Raw genomic sequence first — 17,822 nt, forward strand, 5'->3', positions numbered from 1 at the left:
GGCCGCGCCGTGGCACGTTCCCAACGCCGGAGGGCAGGATGGCCGACGACACGATCGCCGAGAACGACAACGGGCCCGTACCGGACGGTGCGGCGCCCGCCGAGTGGGTGCAGTGCGGGCACTGCGCCCGGCTGGTGTACGGGAAGCGTTTCGCCCGCGCGCTGCAGGTGTGCCCGGAGTGCGGCGGCCATGCCCGGCTGACCGCGCGGGAGCGGCTGGCGCAGCTGGCGGACCCCGGGTCGGAGGCGCCGCTGGAGGCGGAGGCCGCGGAGGCGGACCCGCTCGGGTTCGTCGACGAGCGGCCGTACCGCGGCCGGCTGGCCGAGGCGCGCGAGCGGACCGGGATGGCGGACGCGGCGCTCGCGGTCCGGGCGCGCGTGCACGGGCATCCGGTGGTGCTGGCGGTGATGGACTTCCGCTTCCTGGGCGGGAGCCTGGGCTGCGCGGTGGGGGCGCTCGTGGAGCGGGCCGCGCACGAGAGCCTGCGGGAGGGGGTGCCGCTGGTGCTGGTGACCGCGTCGGGCGGGGCCCGCATGCAGGAGGGCGCGCTGTCGCTGATGCAGATGGCGAAGACCGCGCAGGCGCTGGCCGAGTTGGACGAGGCGGGCGTGCTGACGGTGTCGGTGGTCACGGATCCGACGTACGGGGGTGTCGCGGCGTCGTTCGCGACGCTGTCCGACGTGATCCTGATCGAGCCGGGCGCGCGCATGGGCTTCGCCGGGCCGCGCGTGATCGAGCAGACCACCGGGGAGCGGCTGCCGGACGGGTTCCAGACCGCGGAATTCCTGCTCGCGCACGGCATGGTCGACGCGATCGTGCCGCGCGCCGAACTCCGCGACATGCTGGGCCATCTGCTGCGGGTCGGGTTGACCGCGCGGAACGGCGCGGAGCCGCTTCCGCCGGAGACCGAGGATCCGTGCGTGGTGTTCGGCGCCATGGCGACCCCGGGCGACGGGGCCGCGGCGCCGGCGTCGGGCGTGTGGGACACCGTGCGCATGGCGCGCAATCCCGGGCGGCCGACGACGCTCGACTATGCGGGCCGCATGCTGGACAACTTCCGTGAGCTGCACGGCGACCGGATCGGCGCGGACTGCCCGGCCCTGGTCGGCGGCGTCGGGTTCCTGCACGGCCGCCCGGTCATGCTGATGGGCCATCAGAAGGGCGGTGCCGATCCCGCGGAACGCGCGCGGCGGCTGCACGGCATGGCGACGCCGTCCGGGTTCCGCAAGTCCGCGCGGCTGATGCGGCTCGCGGCCAAGCTCGGGCTGCCGGTGGTCACCCTCGTCGACACGCCGGGCGCGAACCCGGGGTCGGATGCGGAACGCGGCGGCCAGGCGGTCGCGATCGCGGAGAACCTGAAGCTGATGTCCGGGCTGCGCGTGCCGATCGTCGCGGTGGTGACGGGCGAAGGCGGCAGCGGCGGCGCGCTCGCGCTGGCCGTCGCGGACCGGGTGCTGATCAGCGAACGCGGCGTGTACTCGGTGATCAGTCCGGAAGGCTGCGCGGCGATCCTGTGGAAGGACCCGTCGGCCGCGCCGACGGCCGCCGCGGCGCTGCGCATCGGCGCCGCGGAGCTGCGCGAACTGGGCGTGGTCGACGACATCGTGCCCGAGCCGCCGGGCGGCGCGCACACCGATCCGGGCGCCGCGGCGGCGCTGCTGGCCGAGGCGCTGCGGCCGACGTTGGCCGGGCTCGCGGAGCGGTCCGGGGAGCAGTTGGTGCGCGAGCGGCGGCGCCGGTTCGCGCGGTTCGGTGCGGCGTGGACCGAGGCGGGCCCGAGCCCGTGGCGCGACCTGCGCGCCAAGCGGGACCGGGGCCGCCATTCGCAGCCCGCTGCGCACACGTTGGTGCGGGCCCACGAAGGAGCGACGACATGAGCGCGAACAACGGCACGAGCGAGGCGCATGCCGGGGTGGGGCAGTCCGCCGCGGGGCAGGCGGCGGGCGCACACCCGCCGAGTGCCGCGCACCCGTCGGGACACGCGTCGGGGCATGCCGCCGGCCACACCCCCGGGCATGCGGCCGCGCACGGGCATCCGCCGGGCCATGCGCCGGGGCAGGGCCCGAGCGGGCATCCGGGCAAGCGGACGCTGCACCACTCCCCCGGCGCGGTCGCCGCGTCGGAGCCCGCGGTCGCGCATCCGGCCGAGCCGGGCGAGGCGCGGATGCCGGTGCGGTTCCGGCTGGCGGCCGGGGACACCGTCATCGAGATCGAGTGGTCGGGCGCGCCCGCCCCTGCCGCGGCTCCGGTCACGGCAGCGGCGGCGCCGGTGGAGGTCGCCCGGGCGGAGGCCGCGCCGGTGCGGGAAGCCGCCGGTGCGGTGGAACCCGTGTCCGATGGGCCGCAGTTCGTGCGGGCGCCGATGGTCGGCACGTTCTACCACGCGGCCGATCCGGGCGCGCAGCCGTTCGTGCGGGTCGGCGACGAGGTCCGGCCGGGGCAGACGATCGGGATCCTCGAAGTGATGAAGATGATGAACCCGATCACCGCGGACGTCGCCGGGCGGGTCGTGGAGTTCGCGGCCAAGGACGGTCAGTCGGTGGAGTTCGAGCAGCCGCTGGTCGCGGTGCTGCCCGGCGCGGACGGGGGCTGATCGGGGTGCTGTCGACCGTACTCGTCGCCAATCGGGGTGAGATCGCGCTGCGGGTGGTGCGGGCGTGCCGGGAGGCCGGGATCCGCAGTGTCGCGGTGTATTCGACCGCGGACCGGGACTCGGCGGCCGTGCGCCTGGCCGATCAGGCGGTGCACATCGGGCCGCCGCCCCCGAAGGCGAGCTATCTCAACATTCCGGCGATCGTCGAGGCGGCCCGGGCGACCGGCGCGGACGCGATCCACCCGGGGTACGGGTTCCTGTCCGAGGACCCGGACTTCGCGGAGGTGTGCGCGGCGCACGGCATCGTGTTCATCGGTCCGCCGCCGCAGGTCATGCAGCGGCTCGGCGACAAGGCCGAGGCGCGGGCGGCGATGGCCGAGGCCGGGCTGCCGGTGCTGCCGGGCAGTTCGGGCGCGCTGTCGTCCGCGGCGGAGGCCGCCGCGGTGGCCGAGCTGGTCGGCTATCCGGTGATCCTCAAGGCCGTCGCGGGCGGCGGCGGGCGCGGCATGGCCGTGGTGCGCGACCCCGACCGGCTGGTGTGGGCCTACAACGAGACCCGGGCGCATGCGCGGGCCGTGTTCGGCGACGAACGCCTGTATCTGGAGCGGTACGTCGACGACGCCCGGCACGTCGAAGTGCAGGTGCTGTGCGACACCCACGGCACCGCGCTGCACTTGGGCGTCCGGGACTGCTCGGTGCAGCGGCGCCACCAGAAGCTCATCGAGGAGGCGCCCGCGCCCGGGCTGCCGCACGAGGTGCGCGACGCGATGTGCGAGGCGGCCGTCCGCGGCGCCCGCGCGGTCGGCTACGTCGGCGCCGGCACGTTCGAGTTCGTGGTCTCCCCCGCCTGGGAGTTCCACCTGATGGAGATCAACTGCCGGCTCCAGGTCGAGCACCCGGTGACCGAGATGGTGACCGGCGTCGACCTGGTGCGCGAGCAGCTGCGCATCGCGGCGGGCCAGCCGCTCGGGCTGAGCCAGGACGACATCGTGGTGCACGGCGTCGCGGTGGAGTGCCGGGTGAACGCCGAGGACCCGGACCGCGAGTTCGCGCCGACGCCCGGCACCCTCGACGAGTTCGTGCCGCCGGGCGGGCCGTTCGTGCGGATCGACACGCACGCCTTCCCGGGCTGGACGGTCGGCCCGCACTACGACTCGCTGCTCGCCAAGGCCGTCGTCTGGGCGCCGGACCGCGCCGAGGCGCTGGCCCGCGCGGACCGCACGCTGGCCGAGTTCCGCATCGGCGGACGCGGCATGCGCACCACCGCCGGATTCCTCCGCCGCACGCTCGCCCACCCGGACTTCCGGGCCGGTGTGCACACCACCGCGCTGGTCGACGCAATGACCGTGGAAGCGGCCGAACGGCGGCCCGACACGCCGGTGGTTTCCGCAGAACCCGTTTGAGACGCGCGGTACGTGCAATGCGCACGGGGCGTGCCGACGGCACGCCCCGTGTCCCTTCCTGCCGCCCGTACCCGCTGTGTCACCTGTTTCGACTCTCGACGAAGAGGCTTTGCGATGTTCCCCTTTCGTGTCCGCACCACCGGAATCCTGTTTGCCGGGGCCGCGTTGGCCGGTTCCGGCGTGCTCGCCGCGCCGTCCGCCCAGGCCGTCTCCGGAGTCCGTTACGTCACCCCGGGGCAGTCGGTGCAGGCCGCGGTCGACGCGGCCGGTTCCGGCGGCACCGTGGTCCTCGCCCCGGGCACGTATCCGGGCGACGTGTCGATCACCCAGTCGGGTGTCCGGCTGATCGGGCCCCGTACCGGGCGTGCGGAGATCGTGCCGGGGGCCAACGCGTCCTGCGGCGGTTACGGCATCTGCGTGTTCGGCAGCTCCGGCAACCTGCTCAAGAACGTGCGGGTCGACGGCGTGACCGTCACCGGGTTCGCCAAGACCGGCGTCATGGGGCGCTACACCGACGGCTTCACGGTCACGGGTGTGCGGTCGCGGAGCAACGGCGAGCACGGCATCGGCGAAGAGTTCTCGGTGCGCGGCGTGTTCACCGGGAACACCGCGCAGGACAACGCGCAGTCGGGCCTGTTCGTCGGCGACGCGACCGCGGCGAAGGGCACGAAGGTGGTCGGGAACAGTGCGAGCGGGAACCGCATCGGCGTGCACATCCGGCGCGGCCGCGACCTCGGCGTCACCGCGAACACGCTGACCGGGAACTGCGCGGGAGTGTTCGTGGTCGGCGACAGCAGCAGCCCGGTCGCCGGCGACCTCGACATCACCGGCAACCGCATCGTGGAGAACAACCGCTACTGCCCGCCGAACCCGCGTATCGCCTACATCCAGGGCTCCGGAATCGTCCTGACCGGGGCGCAGCAGGTGCGGATCACCGGCAACACGATCACCGGCAACCAGGGTGCGTCGCCGATGTCGGGCGGCATCGTGATGGCGCCGAGCATCAGCGGGGCGCCGACGTCGTTCCAGACGGTGGTCGGCAACACCGTGCGCAACAACGTGCCGGCCGACCTTGCGGAGCGGGACCCTCGCGGTTCGGGCACCCGGTACCTGGGGAACTCGTGCACGCGGTCGGAGCCGGCCGGCAACTGCTGACGAATCGTCCGCATCCTGGACGGCCCGGTCACCCGAATCCCTGTTGTATCTATGTTGTGCGCATGACATCCGGCTCAGCCTCTCCGCCGTCCCCCTCCGCACCACGTGTGAAGCAGCCGCCCGCGGCCGAGCGCGTGTACCAGCACGTCAAGGACGGCGTGCTGGAACGCCGGTACGAGGGCGGCTCGCTGCTCACCGAGGGCGAGCTGGCCGAGGCCGTCGGCGTGTCCCGCACCCCGGTGCGGGAAGGGCTGCTGCGGTTGGAGGCCGAGGGACTGATCCGGCTGTACCCGAAGAAGGGCGCACTGGTGCTGCCGGTCTCCGCGCAGGAGATCGCCGACGTCGCGGAGACCCGGCAGCTCGTCGAAGCGCACGCGGCGCGCAAAGCGGTGCCCGCGTCGCCGCAGTTGATCGCCCGGTTGGAGGAGTTGCTGGAGCAGCAGCGCCGCCAGGTCGCGGACGGCGACTTCGCCGCGGCATCGGTGACCGACCGGTGCTTCCACGCGGCGGTCGTGCGCAGCGGCGGCAACGAGATCCTCACCAAGCTGTACGACCAGCTCCGCGACCGGCAGCTCCGCATGGGCGTCGCGGTCATGTACGCGGGCCCGGAGCGGGTCGCGAAGTCGCTGGCGGAGCACGCCGAGATCCTCGACGCGCTGCGCGCCGGGGACGCGGAGCGGGCGGTCTCGGTGATCCGCAGGCATGTGGAATGGGCCGCCGACCTCGCGCGCGGCGAGGTGCGCTGACCATGAGCGCTTCGCTTCCGAAGCCGGGCACTCCCCTGCCCGCTTCCGTTCTTCCCGTGGATCCGCCGGGTGGGCGCCGCGCGGTCGCGGTGTGGTCGGTGGGCGTGTCGGTGTACTTCGTCGCGGTCATCTTCCGCACGTCGCTGGGCGTGGCCGGGCTGGACGCCGCCGAGCGCTACGACATCGGCTCGTCCGCGCTGTCCACGTTCTCGATCCTGCAGCTGCTGGTGTACGCGGGCATGCAGATACCCGTCGGCCTGCTGGTCGACCGGTTCGGCACCAAGCGGGTGCTGAGCATGGGCGCGGTGCTGTTCACCGCGGGGCAGCTGGGCTTCGCGTTCGCGCCCTCGTTCGGTACGGCGCTCGCCTCGCGGGCGCTGCTGGGCTGCGGCGACGCGATGACGTTCATCAGCGTGCTGCGCCTGGGCACGCGCTGGTTCCCGCCGCGCAAGGGCGCGGTCATCGCCCAGTTGGCGGGCCTGCTCGGGCAGGCCGGGAACCTGGTGTCGACGCTGGTGCTGTCGCAGCTGCTGCACGGACTCGGCTGGACGAAGGCGTTCGCGGGCAGTGCGGTGGCCGGTGTGGTCGTCCTGGTGCTGGTGCAGCTGTTCCTGAAGGACCACCCGGAAGGGCAGGCCCCGGCGCCCGCGCGGCATCCCGGCGGCGCGTACGTGCGCAAGCAGATCGCCGAGTCGTGGCGCGAACCGGGCACCCGGCTCGGACTGTGGACGCACTTCACGACCCAGTTCCCCGCAATGATGTTCCTGCTGCTGTGGGGCATGCCGTTCCTCGTCGAGGCGCAGGGCCTGTCGCGTGGCACGGCGAGCTGGCTGCTGACCCTCGTCGTCGGGGCCAGCCTGCTGTTCGGCCTGGTGTTCGGGCAAGTCATCGGCCGCAACCCGGCGTTCCGGCTGCGGCTGGCACTCGGCACGGTCGCGGGCGTTCTCGTGGTGTGGACCGCGACGCTGGCGTGGCCGGCCGACCACGCGCCGATGTGGCTGCTGGTGGTGCTGTGCGCGATGCTCGGCGCGTGCGGTCCGGCCTCGCTGATCGGCTTGGACTTCTCGCGGCCGGTGAACCCGCCGGAACGGCAGGGCACCGCGTCGGGAATCGTCAACATGGGCGGGTTCGTCGCGTCGATGCTCACCCTGCTTCTGGTCGGAGTGCTGCTCGACGCGACGGGCGACAACTACCGGGCGGCGTTCTCCGTGGTGTACGTCCTGGCGGCGGTGGGGCTGTCGCAGATTCTGCGGCTGCGCAAGAAGGCCGTGCTGCGCGAACGCGAACAGGCGCGGACCGCGATGGCGGCGGTCGTGACCTCGTCGAGCCCCGCGGTGCCCGGTCCCCGACACGGCGACCAGGCCGCGGACGGGCCGATCGCGGCTACCCGGTAGCCCCCGGTCGGGCAGGACGGATATCCCGGGTCGGACCCGGGATGTCTGGCTCAGGACGGCGGGACAGCCCTCGCGGGAGAGTCGGAGCGCCTCGCCGAGCGGAACGGCGGCACCGCCGCCGTTCCGCTCGCGCGCACCCCGACGACCAGGAGTGACCCCCATGCCCCGAAGGATCCGCCGCGCCCTGCTCGGCGCCGGACTGTCCGCCGCCGCCACCGCGGGCCTGCTCGCCGGAACCGCCGGCACCGCGCACGCGGCGCCGACCGTGTACTCCGTCCGCCTCGCCTGGTTCGAGATCGAGCAGACCCAGGACAACAACTCGTTCGACGAGGTGTACCTCAAGGTGAACGGGTCCACGGTGTGGGGCCCGCACGACGTGTCGGCGAACCTCGCGGTGAACATCGGGGCCTCTCTGCCGACGTTCTACTACGACTCGGACCACACCCTCACCGTCGAGGCCTGGGACCGCGACCCGGGCCGCGACGACCGCGTCGGCTACTTCCGCCTCGGCGCGAACCCGCAGTTGGGCGTCGCGGGGATCCAACTGCGGGGGAACGGCGGCGTGTACGACATGATCATCGACGTCGAGCGGGTCAACTGACGCCGGAGTCTCCGCGGCTTGCCGCGACATGCGGGGGCGTGCCGGGTGGCGCACGCCCCCGCTTCGCCGTTGCTACGCCTCGTAACCCAGGAGCGACATCATCCCGGTTTCCGCGTGGTAGACGTTGTGGCAGTGGATCATCCACAGGCCCGGGTTGTCCGCGTCGAAATCGGCGAACAGGGTCTGGCCGGGGAGGATCGCCGCGGTGTCCTTGCGGGCGCCGCCCATGCCCGGGTTGGCCATCGCAAAGCTGTGGCCGTGCAGGTGCATGGGGTGCCACATCGCGGTCTTGTTGACGAACTCCAGGCGTACCCGCTCGCCTGCCTGCACCGGGTCGCGGTAGGCGGAGTCGTAGCGGCGGCCGTTGATGCCCCAGTCGTACTTCGCCATGCCGCCGGTGAGTTCGAGGCGGACGGTGCGGTCGATCTCCTTCGCGGGCAGGGCGACATGCTCGGCGGGGGCGAGGCGGGCGGCGACCAGCGGCTGCCCGTCGAGTTCCGCGGGCCGCACGTCGGGGTCCGGCGCGGTTCCGGGGGCGGTGCGGACGAGCGCGCGGGCCAGCGCGTTCTTGCCTTCCGCGGACGCGGTGAAGGGGAAGACGCCTGAGCCGAGGGTCACCAGGACGTCGTACCGCTCCCCCATGCCGAGCAGCAGCGACTTCGCGTCGGCCTGGCGAACGGGGAGGCCGTCGGCGTGGGTGACGGTCATGGTGTGGTCGCCGAGCGCGACGCGGAACGCGGTGTCGCCGCCCGCGTTGAGGATCCGGATGCGGACGCGCTGGCCGGGCTTGCCTTGGAACACGTCCGGGTCGGCGGGGACTCGGCCGTTGACGAGGTAGTGCGTGTACGCGACGTCACCGGGGTCGCCGCCGAGCGCTTTGCTCGTCGCGCCCCTGAGCATGCGGGACTCCGCGCTGCCGCCGCCGTTGCCGTTGCCGGGCATGGCCCCCGTCGAGCCGTGGTCCATGCCGCCCATGCCGCCGCTGAGGCGGGCGAGGACGTCGTCGGGGGTGGTGCCGGTGCCGTCGAGCCAGTCGTCGAGGACGACGGTCCATTCGGCGTCGTAGGACAGCGGTTCGCGGGGGTCGTCGACGATCAGCGGCGCGTAGAGGCCGCGGTCCTGCTGGACGCCGGTGTGCGGGTGGATCCAGTACGTGCCGGGGTCCGGCACGGTGAAGCGGTACTGGAACCGGCCGCCGGGGGCGATCGGGTCCTGGGTGACGCCGGGCACGCCGTCCATGTCGTTGCGCAGCCGCAGGCCGTGCCAGTGGATCGTGGTGGACTGCGGGAGCTGGTTCACCACGGTGGCATCGAGGACCTCCCCGGCGGTGACGCGGATCGGGCGGCCGGGGAGGGCGCCGCCGTACGTCCACGTCGACACGACCGTGCCGGCGCCGAGGTCGGCGGCCGTCTCGACGGCGGCAAGCGTCACGGACCGCACGGCCCCGGCCCCGCGGGCCTGTTCGGCCGCGAGCACCTCGGGCCCGCCCGGGCTGAGGTAGGCGGCCCCGGTCCGCGCGACGGGGCGCACGGCGGAACCGGACGAGGAGCACGCGGCGAGGGCTCCGGTTCCGGCCAGGGCAAGGCCGGAGAACATGAAGGTACGACGGGAAACGGACATGCGGACGCCTTCCTGAGGCGATACGGCCGCGGCCGACCACGGCAACGCGGCACGACGGAACGAGAACCGGCACGACGGACGCGGACAGCGGCCGCCGGGGGCGGGTCTATGTCCGCGGGACGAGCGGCGGGGGTATCAGGAAGGCACCCGGAAAGAGGGCGGGGGCGGGAGCGGGGCCGCGGCGCCGGGCCGATCCGGCCGCGCTGTCGGCGACGAGGACCGCGCACAGGACCAGCAGCCGCGCGGAGACGCGGGCTGACCGCCGGGTGGCGGCTTCCTGTCGGGCGGCCATGCGCTCCTGTTTCGTCGCGTACCGCCGCGGGACGCCCGCGCCGGGATTACTACGACTCATAATAACTATCGGTGCGGCCCGTCTTCGGGCGGCGCGCGCCGCGGATATCGTGTCCGGACCGGGGCCGGGGTGCCCCGGCCCGGCCGCGGCGCCGCGGGTCCGCGGGCGGCGGCGAGCACGGAAAGGGGCGCGGCGTGCGCGAGCTGGGGAGCCTGGAGCGCGAGGCCATGGAGGTGGTCTGGGGCGCCGAGGAACCGGTGGTCGTGCACGACGTGGTGGCCGTGCTCAACGCGCGGCGGGCGCAACCCCTCGCCTACACGACCGTCATGACGGTGATGAACAACCTGGTCGCCAAGGAGTGGCTGGCCCGCCACCGGGTCGGCCGGGCGTTCGCGTACCGCGCGGTGGAGGACAAGGACTCCCGCACGGCCCGCGCGATGGCCGAGGCGTTGGAGGAGTCCGCGGACCGGCGCGCCGCGCTGGTCGGCTTCGTCGGCCGACTCGGCGCCGCCGACGCGGCAGCGCTGCGGGCGGCGTTGGAGGGCGGGGAGTAGGGGTCGAACAGCCGACCACTACTTCCCGACACCGGCAGCCCTCGCAGCCGGCCCGTCAGCGGGCGCCAACCGGTCGTCGGCAGGCCCCGGGCCGCGCTTACCCCAGGTCCCGTGCCAGTGCCTTCCCCGCAGCCCGCCCCCCGAAAATGCAGCCGCCGAGGAACGTCCCCTCCAGTGCGTTGTACCCGTGCACTCCCCCGCCGCCGAAGCCGGCGACCTCGCCCGCCGCGTACAGGCCTTCGAAGACGTTCCCGTCCGGGCGCACCACCTGGGAGTCCAGGTTGGTTTCGAGGCCGCCGAGGGTCTTGCGGGTGAGGATGTTCAGGCGCACGGCGATCAGCGGGCCGTGTTCCGGGTCCAGGAACCGGTGCGGCTTGGCGACGCGGGTGATCTTGTCGGGCAGGTAGGCACGGGCGTTGCGCACGGCCATCAGCTGCAGGTCCTTGCTGTACGGGTTCGCCACCTCGCGGTCGTGGGCGGTGACTTCGCGTTCGATGTCGGCGTAGTCCACCGGTGTGTCCGGGGTCAGCGCGTTCATGCCCTCGACGAGCGAGCGCAGGTCGCGGCGGACCACGAAGTCATCGCCGTGGTCGAGGAAGGCCTGGACCGGGCCCGGGGCGCCTTTCTTGACGCGGGACAGCGCCAGCTTGATGTCCTTGCCGGTGATATCGGGGTTCTGCTCCGAGCCCGACAGCGCGAATTCCTTCTCGACGATCGACCGCGTCAGCAGGAACCACGTGTGGTGGTGTCCCGTGCCACCGATGTGCCGGAGGGTGGCGAGGGTGTCGTGGCCGGGGAACAGCGGCGCGGGGAGGCGTTTGCCGGTGGCGTCGAGCCAGAGCGACGACGGGCCCGGGATGATCCGGATGGCGTGGCCGGGCCAGACCGGGTCCCAGTTCGTGATGCCTTCGGTGTAGTGCCACATCCGGTCGCGGTTGACCAGCGACGCACCGGCGCGTTCCGTCACCTCGAGCATCCGGCCGTCGACGTAGGCCGGTACGCCCGTCACCATCGACGCGGGCGCCGGTCCGAGCCGCTCGGCCGGCCAGAACTCCCGGACGAGGTCGTGGTTGCCGCCGATCCCGCCGGACGTCACCACGACGGCTTGGGCGCGCAGCGCGAAGTCGCCGACGGCCTTGCGGGACGAGGCGACTCCGCGCGCTCCCGCGTCCGGCGCCAGGACGGTGCCGGAGATCCCCACCACCGCGCCGTTCTCGACGGTGAGTTCGTCGACCCGATGGCGGAACTTGAAGGTCACCAGGCCGCGTTCGGCCGCGGCCAGCACCGGCTCGCGGAAGATCCGCACGACCTCGGGGCCGGTGCCCCACGTCAGGTGGAACCGCGGCACCGAGTTCCCGTGCCCGGTGGCGGTGCCGCCGCCGCGTTCGGCCCAGCCGACCGTCGGGGTGAAGCGCAGGCCGAGGCCGTGCAGGTAAGCGCGCTTCTCGCCCGCCGCGAAGTCGACGTACGCCTCCGCCCAGCGCCGCGGCCACAGGTCTTCCCGCGCCCGGTCGAACGCCGCCGAGCCGTGCCAGTCGGCGAGAGCGAGTTCGCGTGAGTCCTTGATGCCGAGGCGGCGCTGTTCGGGGCTGTCCACGAGGAACAGGCCGCCGAGCGACCAGAACGCCTGGCCGCCGAGGTTGGCCTCGTTCTCCTGGTCGACGACCAGCACGCGGCGTCCCGCGCGGGCGAGTTCGTACGTGGCGACCAGGCCGGCCAGGCCCGCTCCCACGACGATGACATCGGCGTCGTGACTCACGGCAGCTCCTCGGACTCGCGATCGGGGGACGATGGGGTGCTGTAGGCGTTCAGCACCACGAAGAACAGGTGTTCTCGGCGCGCCCGCACCGCCGGGTCGCCGGGGTCGAGCAGGATCTGCGCGGACGTCCCGTCGTGCACCGCGACGAGCGCCTGCCCGAGCGCGGTCTCGTCGGGGACGCGCCGCCCGCCGCGGGCGAGCGCGGCGACCACGGCGGGCAGCACCGCGTCGAGGATCGCCTGCTCGCGGGCCGCCATGACGCGGCGCAGCGCCGGGGTGCGCAGCGCGTGGGCGGTGAATTCGGCGGTGACGCGGAACCAGGCGTCGTCGACGGGGATGGCGTGGAAGGCGGCGCGGAGTGCGGCGTCGGGGTCGGCTTCGGCGACTCCGCCGAGTGCCGTGCGGACGTCGTCGAGCATGGCCGCGGAGCGTTCCTCCCACATGGCGAGGAAGAGTTCGTCGAGGGAGGAGAAGTTGGAGTAGAAGGCGCCGCGGGTGAATCCGGCGTGGTCGCAGACTTGTTCGACGGTGGTGCGGCCGAAGCCTTCGGCGGCGAACACGTCGAGGGCGGCGTCGAGGAGTCGTCTGCGGGTTTCGGCCCGCCGCACGGTCACGCGTTTGGCCGCGGTCATCGCACGCACCTCCGTTTCGGCCGGACCCGGTCCGGTTAGATACATGAACGTATCCGATACGTTCATGTATCGACAAGGCTGCGACTGGGGGGATCAGCGCCGGGCGGGGGAAGTCCGGCGCACCCCGCGGCGCGGCTGCTTCCGCGCCAACCAGCCTGGCAGCAGAGTGGGTTCATGACTCTCACCCCTCCCCCGCACACGGCGGCGGACCTCATCCCCACGCTCGATCTCGCCGCCTGGGACCGAGGCGGGCCGGACGAGCGGCTGCGAATCGCCGAGGCCGTCGATGCGGGGCTCCGGCACACCGGGTTCTTCCTCGTGACCGGGCACGGCATCGATCCGGCGGAGCGAGCGGCGATCCGCGCCGCGGCGCGGCAGTTCTTCCTGCTGCCGGACGACGCGAAGCACCGGTACGCGGTCCGGGTCGGCGACCGCGGCTGGCTGGGCCCCGGTGCCGAGGCGAACGCGTACGCGGAGGGCGCGGCCTCGCCGCCGGACATGAAGGAGTCGCTGTCCTTCGCCGCCGACGAGCCGACCGGCGATCCGAAAGTCGACGCGGAATGGTTCCTGCCGAACACCTGGCCGGGCGAGGTGCCGGAGCTGCGCCCGCGCGTCGAGGCGTATCTGACACGGATGCGGGCGCTGTCCGACCGCCTCCTGGCGCTGCTCGGCGACGTCCTGCGCGGCGATCCCGGCTACTTCGCGCGGCATGCGGCGCATCCGACGTGGGGGTTCAACATCAACTGGTATCCGCCGATCACCCGGGTGGGCCCGCCCGCGCCGGGCCAGTCGCGGATCGGCGCGCACACGGATTTCGGGACGGTGACGGTGCTCGACCGCGAGCCGGGCAGCGGCGGGCTGCAAGTGTTCACCGAGGAGGCCGGCTGGTCGGACGCCCCGTACGATCCGGACGCGTTCACCGTCAACGTCGGCGATCTCATGGCGCGCTGGACGGACGGGCGCTGGAAGGCGGGCCGCCACCGGGTCCTCGCGCCGCCCGCGGAGCTGCCGGACGAAGAGCTGATCTCGCTCGTCTACTTCTACGAATGCGATCCGGGCACCGACGTCCGGGGCGTCGACTCGCACGTCTACCTGCGCGGCCGCCTCGACGCGATCCGCGCCGACGGGTCGCCCTGACCTGCGCAATCACCAGCACTCGCGATCCGCGGACCGGGGCGGCGGCAAGCCGGCGGGGCAACCGCCACCCACCACAGCACGCAGCTCGCCGCGCAATACGTCGGCCGCGACCCCAGCCCGGAGGCGCTCGCCGCGGTCAAGAAGAACCTCGGATTCGACCAGCCGCTCTACACCCAGTACTGGCAGTTCATCCACGGCATCTTCTTCGGCCGCACCTTCCACTACGGGCCCGATGCCTCGCACTGCGACGTGCCGTGCTTCGGCTACTCGTTCAAGACCCATCTCCCGGTATGGCCGCAGATCACCCAGCGCCTCCCGGTCACCATCTCGCTGGCCGTGGGCGCCGCGGTGATCCGGCTCGTCACCGGCGTCGGAATCGGCGTGCTGTCGGCACTGCGCCGCGGTTCGCTGTTCGACCGGTTCTCGATGACCATCGCCCTCGCCGGCGTGTCCCTGCCGATCTTCTTCACCGCGCTCGTGTCGCTGGCACTGTTCAGCTACAAGTGGGCGATCTTCCCCAACCTGCACTACGTGCCGCTGACCGAAGATCCGGTGGCGTGGGCGAAGAACCTCATCCTGCCCTGGGTGACCCTTGCCTTCCTCTATTCGGCGCTCTACGCACGGCTGACCCGTGCCGGAACGCTGGAGACGATGGGCGAGGACTACATCCGCACCGCCCGCGCCAAGGGACTCCGCGAACGCCGCGTCGTCGTCCGGCACGGGCTGCGCTCCGCACTCACCCCCATCGTCACGATCTTCGGCCTCGACGTCGGGCTGCTCCTCGGCGGCGCGGTCCTCACCGAAACGGCCTTCTCGCTACCGGGAGTGGGCCAGTACGCCGTGCAGGCGATCAACGAGAACGACCTGCCCAAGATCATGGCGGTCACCACGCTGGCCGCGTTCTTCATCGTCGTGGCGAACCTGCTGGTCGACATCCTGTACGTGGCCCTCGACCCGCGCGTCCGCTACAAGTAGCCGCGCACCCGACCGGAAGACCCGGTGCACCATGAGCTTCCTCGAAGTCGACGACCTGAAGGTGACGTTCACGACCGAAGACGGCGTGGTCCGGGCCGTCGACGGCCTGTCGTTCGCCGTCGAGCAGGGCCGCACGCTCGGCATCGTCGGCGAGTCCGGCTCCGGGAAATCCGTCACCTCGCTGGCCGTGATGGGCCTGCACCGCACCTCGCACGCCGACGTCACCGGCCGCATCGTCCTCGACGGACAGGACCTGGTGGCCGCCGACCCGGACGTCGTGCGGCGGCTGCGCGGGCGGCGCATGGCGATGATCTTCCAGGACCCGCTGACGTCCCTGCACCCCTTCTACACGGTCGGCTGGCAGATCGACGAGGCATACCACGTCCACCACCCCAAGGCCGGCCGCCGCGAAGCGCGTACCCGCACCGTGGAGATGCTGCGCCGGGTCGGCATTCCGCAGCCCGACCAGCGCGCCGACGACTACCCGCACCAGTTCTCCGGCGGCATGCGGCAGCGCGTGATGATCGCGATGGCGCTGGTCAACGACCCCGACCTGCTGATCGCCGACGAGCCGACGACCGCGCTGGACGTGACCGTGCAGGCGCAGATCCTCGACCTGATCCGGGACCTCCAGCAGGAGTTCGGCTCGGCGGTCATCATCATCACGCACGACCTGGGCGTGGTCGCCGAACTCGCCGACGACGTCCTGGTCATGTACGCCGGCAAGTGCGTCGAGAACGGCCCCGCCCGCGCGGTCTTCGACTCCCCCCAGCACCCCTACACCTGGGGCCTGCTCGGCTCCGTGCCGCGCATGGACCGGGAGATCCAGGACCGGCTGATGCCGATCGCCGGGGCGCCGCCGAGCCTCATCCGGCTGCCGCGCGGCTGCGCGTTCCACCCCCGCTGCCCCTTCGCCCGGCTCAACGGCACCCGCTCCTACGAGGACGTCCCGGAACTCCGCGACACCGGCCAACCCGACCACCGCGTGGCCTGCCACCTGGACGCGGAGACCCGCGCCCGGCTGTTCCGCGAGGAGGTGGCACCGAAGCTGTGAAGAGCCTGCGCAAGTCCCCCGAACCCGCTCCCGCCGCCGACGGAGACGCCCCGCTGCTGCGCGTCTCCTCCCTCGTCAAGCACTTCCCGATCCGGCACGGCGTCCTGCAGCGCCAGATCGCCGCGGTGCGCGCCGTCGACGGCATCGACTTCGAGGTCGCCCCCGGCCAGACCCTCGGCATCGTCGGCGAATCCGGCTGCGGAAAATCCACCACCGCCCGCCTGATCATGCGCCTCGACGAACCCACGGCCGGCCGCATCGAGTTCGACGGCCACGACATCACGCATCTGAGCCGCGGCGCGATACGGCCGCTGCGCCGCGAGCTCCAGATGGTGTTCCAGGACCCGTACTCGTCGCTCAACCCGCGGCACACCGTCGGCGCGATCGTCGGCGCCCCGTTCCGCCTTCAGAAGGTGAAGACGGAGAACGGCGTCAAGCGGGCCGTGCAGGACCTGCTGGAGCTGTGCGGGCTCAACCCCGAGCACTACAACCGCTATCCGCACGAGTTCTCCGGCGGCCAGCGGCAGCGCATCGGGGTGGCGCGGGCGCTGGCGCTGCGGCCGAAGATGATCGTCGCGGACGAGCCGGTGTCCGCGCTCGACGTGTCGATCCAGGCGCAGATCGTCAACCTGCTCGACGACCTGCAGGAGGAGCTGGGGCTGACTTATGTGATCATCGCGCACGACCTGGCCGTCGTACGGCACGTGTCGGACCGGGTCGCCGTGATGTACCTCGGCAAGATCGTGGAGGTCGGCGGACGGGACTCGCTGTACGGCTCGCCGATGCACCCGTACACCGTGGCGCTGATGTCCGCGGTCCCGGTGCCGGAGCCGGGCGGGCGGGACCGCGCCAAGCGGATCCTGCTGAGCGGCGACGTGCCGTCGCCGGTGAACCCGCCGCCCGCGTGCCGGTTCCACACGCGCTGCTGGAAAGCGCAGGAGATCTGCCGCCGCGAGGAGCCGCCGCTGCGGGAGCTGCGACCCGGGCACATGGTGGCGTGCCATTTCCCCGAGCACGCGCCCGACGAGGCGCAGGTGCCGGGGACGGCGGCGGCTCCGCCCGGATGACCTCCGGGAGGCGGCAGGACGGCGGGGCCGGCGGGTTGGGCCGGCCCCGCCGCCGTGGCGCGCGACGCCGTCGGGCTTACTCCTGCGGGAGCAGGCCGAGGGCTTCGGCCCGCTTGCCGAGCGCGCCGCCGTTGAACCGGGTCCACTGCTCGCGCAGCACGCCGGGCCCGTACTCCTGCGAGCCGCCGAGGGATTCGGCGAGGATCTGGAGCTGGGCGCCTTCCTCGAGGAGCACGATGTACTCGACGGTGGCGAGGAAGCCGCGGCTGCCCCACACGGTCGCGCCGCCGTTGGCTTCGAGGATGGCGGGCGGCGGGATCTCCTCGGTCAGCCGGTCGAGGATGAAGTCGACCTGCGAGCCGCGCCGGTCGATGTAGGTGGGGATCTCGCGGGCGAGCGTGTCACGCTGCACGGGCACGTACCGGATCGGCAGCGGCCGGTGGCTCTGCGACCACGCGCCGAGGTACGGCGAATGCACGTGGATCACCGTGGTGAGGTCCGGGTGCGCGGCGAGGACGCGCTGGAATCCGAAGCCGCGGGCGGCGTTGGCGTCGCCGAGGCGCACGGTGCCGTCGAAGCCGACCACGGACGGGGTGAGGCTCTGGTCGACGGCGAACGGCCCCGGGTAGGTCAGCGTCACGAAGAGGTCGTGCCCGGGGATCCGCTCGACGCCGCTGACGGTGCCGTTCGCGGTGATGGTGCCGATGCGGCGGAGGACCTCGAAGGCGTGCTCGGCCTGAGCCTTGGCGTTGGCGACGAATTCCAGTACGTCGGCGGAGAGTTCGGTGCCGGTCTGCGGGGCGGTGATGGTCACGGGGGTGCCTTTCCGGAACGGGGGGT

General features: G+C 72.8%; 17 protein-coding genes. 12 read left to right on the plus strand and 5 right to left on the minus strand.

From position 1 onward, the window contains the following. The first annotated feature begins 38 nt into the window (after positions 1-38). The 7 genes from accD to ABEA93_RS17840 all read left to right on the plus strand — a co-directional run bounded on the left by accD (position 39) and on the right by ABEA93_RS17840 (position 7,892). Entirely contained in the window at positions 39-1,877 is a 1,839-nt protein-coding gene (accD, locus tag ABEA93_RS17810; RefSeq protein WP_345676566.1) for an acetyl-CoA carboxylase, carboxyltransferase subunit beta, read from the plus strand. Then, positions 1,874-2,593 (plus strand): acetyl-CoA carboxylase biotin carboxyl carrier protein, encoded by a 720-nt coding sequence (locus ABEA93_RS17815; RefSeq protein ID WP_345676567.1) that lies wholly within the window; start codon positions 1,874-1,876, stop codon positions 2,591-2,593. Before accD ends, ABEA93_RS17815 begins: the two co-directional genes overlap by 4 nt. A 5-nt stretch (positions 2,594-2,598) precedes the next feature. Next, complete coding sequence (locus tag ABEA93_RS17820) at positions 2,599-3,996, plus strand: acetyl-CoA carboxylase biotin carboxylase subunit (RefSeq protein WP_345676568.1); 1,398 nt, start codon at positions 2,599-2,601, stop codon at positions 3,994-3,996. Positions 3,997-4,110: 114 nt separating this feature from the next. Then, positions 4,111-5,151 carry a right-handed parallel beta-helix repeat-containing protein gene (locus ABEA93_RS17825; protein ID WP_345676569.1) on the plus strand — a complete coding sequence of 347 codons (1,041 nt, stop codon included), beginning with the start codon at positions 4,111-4,113 and terminating at the stop codon, positions 5,149-5,151. Between the two features lie 62 nt (positions 5,152-5,213). After that, complete coding sequence (locus ABEA93_RS17830; RefSeq protein WP_345676570.1) at positions 5,214-5,897, plus strand: GntR family transcriptional regulator; 684 nt, start codon at positions 5,214-5,216, stop codon at positions 5,895-5,897. A 2-nt stretch (positions 5,898-5,899) separates the two neighbouring features. Continuing rightward, the gene (locus ABEA93_RS17835; RefSeq protein ID WP_345676571.1) at positions 5,900-7,291 is read left to right on the plus strand and encodes an MFS transporter; all 1,392 of its coding nucleotides are present in this window, start codon (positions 5,900-5,902) and stop codon (positions 7,289-7,291) included. A gap of 160 nt (positions 7,292-7,451) precedes the next feature. Next, positions 7,452-7,892, plus strand: a complete 441-nt coding sequence (locus ABEA93_RS17840) for a hypothetical protein (protein ID WP_345676572.1) — start codon at positions 7,452-7,454, stop codon at positions 7,890-7,892. A gap of 72 nt (positions 7,893-7,964) precedes the next feature. Here the strand turns inward: ABEA93_RS17840 and ABEA93_RS17845 are convergent, their stop codons facing one another. Further along, positions 7,965-9,512 carry a multicopper oxidase family protein gene (locus ABEA93_RS17845; protein WP_345676573.1) on the minus strand — a complete coding sequence of 516 codons (1,548 nt, stop codon included), beginning with the start codon at positions 9,510-9,512 and terminating at the stop codon, positions 7,965-7,967. Positions 9,513-9,618: 106 nt separating this feature from the next. Next, entirely contained in the window at positions 9,619-9,804 is a 186-nt protein-coding gene (locus ABEA93_RS17850; protein ID WP_345676574.1) for a hypothetical protein, read from the minus strand. Between the two features lie 194 nt (positions 9,805-9,998). On the opposite strand from ABEA93_RS17850, the gene ABEA93_RS17855 reads away from it, so the two are divergent. After that, positions 9,999-10,358, plus strand: a complete 360-nt coding sequence (locus tag ABEA93_RS17855; protein WP_345676575.1) for a BlaI/MecI/CopY family transcriptional regulator — start codon at positions 9,999-10,001, stop codon at positions 10,356-10,358. Between the two features lie 97 nt (positions 10,359-10,455). On the opposite strand, the gene ABEA93_RS17860 is transcribed toward ABEA93_RS17855, so the two are convergent. Together ABEA93_RS17860 and ABEA93_RS17865 are read right to left on the minus strand one after the other, a co-directional pair. Beyond that, entirely contained in the window at positions 10,456-12,117 is a 1,662-nt protein-coding gene (locus ABEA93_RS17860) for an FAD-binding dehydrogenase (protein ID WP_345676576.1), read from the minus strand. Continuing rightward, positions 12,114-12,749 carry a TetR/AcrR family transcriptional regulator gene (locus ABEA93_RS17865; RefSeq protein ID WP_345676577.1) on the minus strand — a complete coding sequence of 212 codons (636 nt, stop codon included), beginning with the start codon at positions 12,747-12,749 and terminating at the stop codon, positions 12,114-12,116. Before ABEA93_RS17865 ends, ABEA93_RS17860 begins: the two co-directional genes overlap by 4 nt. A gap of 174 nt (positions 12,750-12,923) precedes the next feature. Between ABEA93_RS17865 and ABEA93_RS17870 the strand changes: the two genes are divergently transcribed. Genes ABEA93_RS17870 through ABEA93_RS17885 form a run of 4 tightly spaced genes read left to right on the plus strand, consistent with a single transcriptional unit; the run spans position 12,924 to position 16,982 of the window. Then, complete coding sequence (locus ABEA93_RS17870) at positions 12,924-13,886, plus strand: isopenicillin N synthase family dioxygenase (protein WP_345676578.1); 963 nt, start codon at positions 12,924-12,926, stop codon at positions 13,884-13,886. Positions 13,887-13,910: 24 nt separating this feature from the next. Next, positions 13,911-14,861 carry an ABC transporter permease gene (locus ABEA93_RS17875; RefSeq protein ID WP_425584994.1) on the plus strand — a complete coding sequence of 317 codons (951 nt, stop codon included), beginning with the start codon at positions 13,911-13,913 and terminating at the stop codon, positions 14,859-14,861. A gap of 31 nt (positions 14,862-14,892) precedes the next feature. Beyond that, a complete protein-coding gene (locus ABEA93_RS17880; RefSeq protein ID WP_345676579.1) occupies positions 14,893-15,915 on the plus strand; it encodes an ABC transporter ATP-binding protein in 1,023 nt (340 codons plus the stop codon). Continuing rightward, complete coding sequence (locus ABEA93_RS17885) at positions 15,912-16,982, plus strand: ABC transporter ATP-binding protein (protein ID WP_345676580.1); 1,071 nt, start codon at positions 15,912-15,914, stop codon at positions 16,980-16,982. The genes ABEA93_RS17880 and ABEA93_RS17885 overlap by 4 nt, the downstream gene beginning before the upstream one ends. A gap of 76 nt (positions 16,983-17,058) precedes the next feature. Here the strand turns inward: ABEA93_RS17885 and ABEA93_RS17890 are convergent, their stop codons facing one another. Next, complete coding sequence (locus tag ABEA93_RS17890; RefSeq protein ID WP_345676581.1) at positions 17,059-17,796, minus strand: class II aldolase/adducin family protein; 738 nt, start codon at positions 17,794-17,796, stop codon at positions 17,059-17,061. Between the last annotated feature and the right edge of the window lie 26 nt (positions 17,797-17,822).

Origin of the sequence: Yinghuangia aomiensis (assembly GCF_039542225.1) — a bacterium.
In the GTDB taxonomy this organism is placed as follows: Bacteria; Actinomycetota; Actinomycetes; order Streptomycetales; family Streptomycetaceae; genus Yinghuangia; species Yinghuangia aomiensis.

What these genes read in the sequence shown, in the direction of transcription:
- accD (WP_345676566.1), top strand. Translation starts at nt 39, where the DNA reads ATGGCCGACGACACGATCGCCGAGAACGACAACGGGCCCGTACCGGAC.
- ABEA93_RS17815 (WP_345676567.1), top strand. Translation starts at nt 1,874, where the DNA reads ATGAGCGCGAACAACGGCACGAGCGAGGCGCATGCCGGGGTGGGGCAG.
- ABEA93_RS17825 (WP_345676569.1), top strand. Translation starts at nt 4,111, where the DNA reads ATGTTCCCCTTTCGTGTCCGCACCACCGGAATCCTGTTTGCCGGGGCC.
- ABEA93_RS17830 (WP_345676570.1), top strand. Translation starts at nt 5,214, where the DNA reads ATGACATCCGGCTCAGCCTCTCCGCCGTCCCCCTCCGCACCACGTGTG.
- ABEA93_RS17835 (WP_345676571.1), top strand. Translation starts at nt 5,900, where the DNA reads ATGAGCGCTTCGCTTCCGAAGCCGGGCACTCCCCTGCCCGCTTCCGTT.
- ABEA93_RS17840 (WP_345676572.1), top strand. Translation starts at nt 7,452, where the DNA reads ATGCCCCGAAGGATCCGCCGCGCCCTGCTCGGCGCCGGACTGTCCGCC.
- ABEA93_RS17845 (WP_345676573.1), bottom strand. Translation starts at nt 9,512, where the DNA reads ATGTCCGTTTCCCGTCGTACCTTCATGTTCTCCGGCCTTGCCCTGGCC.
- ABEA93_RS17850 (WP_345676574.1), bottom strand. Translation starts at nt 9,804, where the DNA reads ATGGCCGCCCGACAGGAAGCCGCCACCCGGCGGTCAGCCCGCGTCTCC.
- ABEA93_RS17865 (WP_345676577.1), bottom strand. Translation starts at nt 12,749, where the DNA reads ATGACCGCGGCCAAACGCGTGACCGTGCGGCGGGCCGAAACCCGCAGA.
- ABEA93_RS17870 (WP_345676578.1), top strand. Translation starts at nt 12,924, where the DNA reads ATGACTCTCACCCCTCCCCCGCACACGGCGGCGGACCTCATCCCCACG.
- ABEA93_RS17880 (WP_345676579.1), top strand. Translation starts at nt 14,893, where the DNA reads ATGAGCTTCCTCGAAGTCGACGACCTGAAGGTGACGTTCACGACCGAA.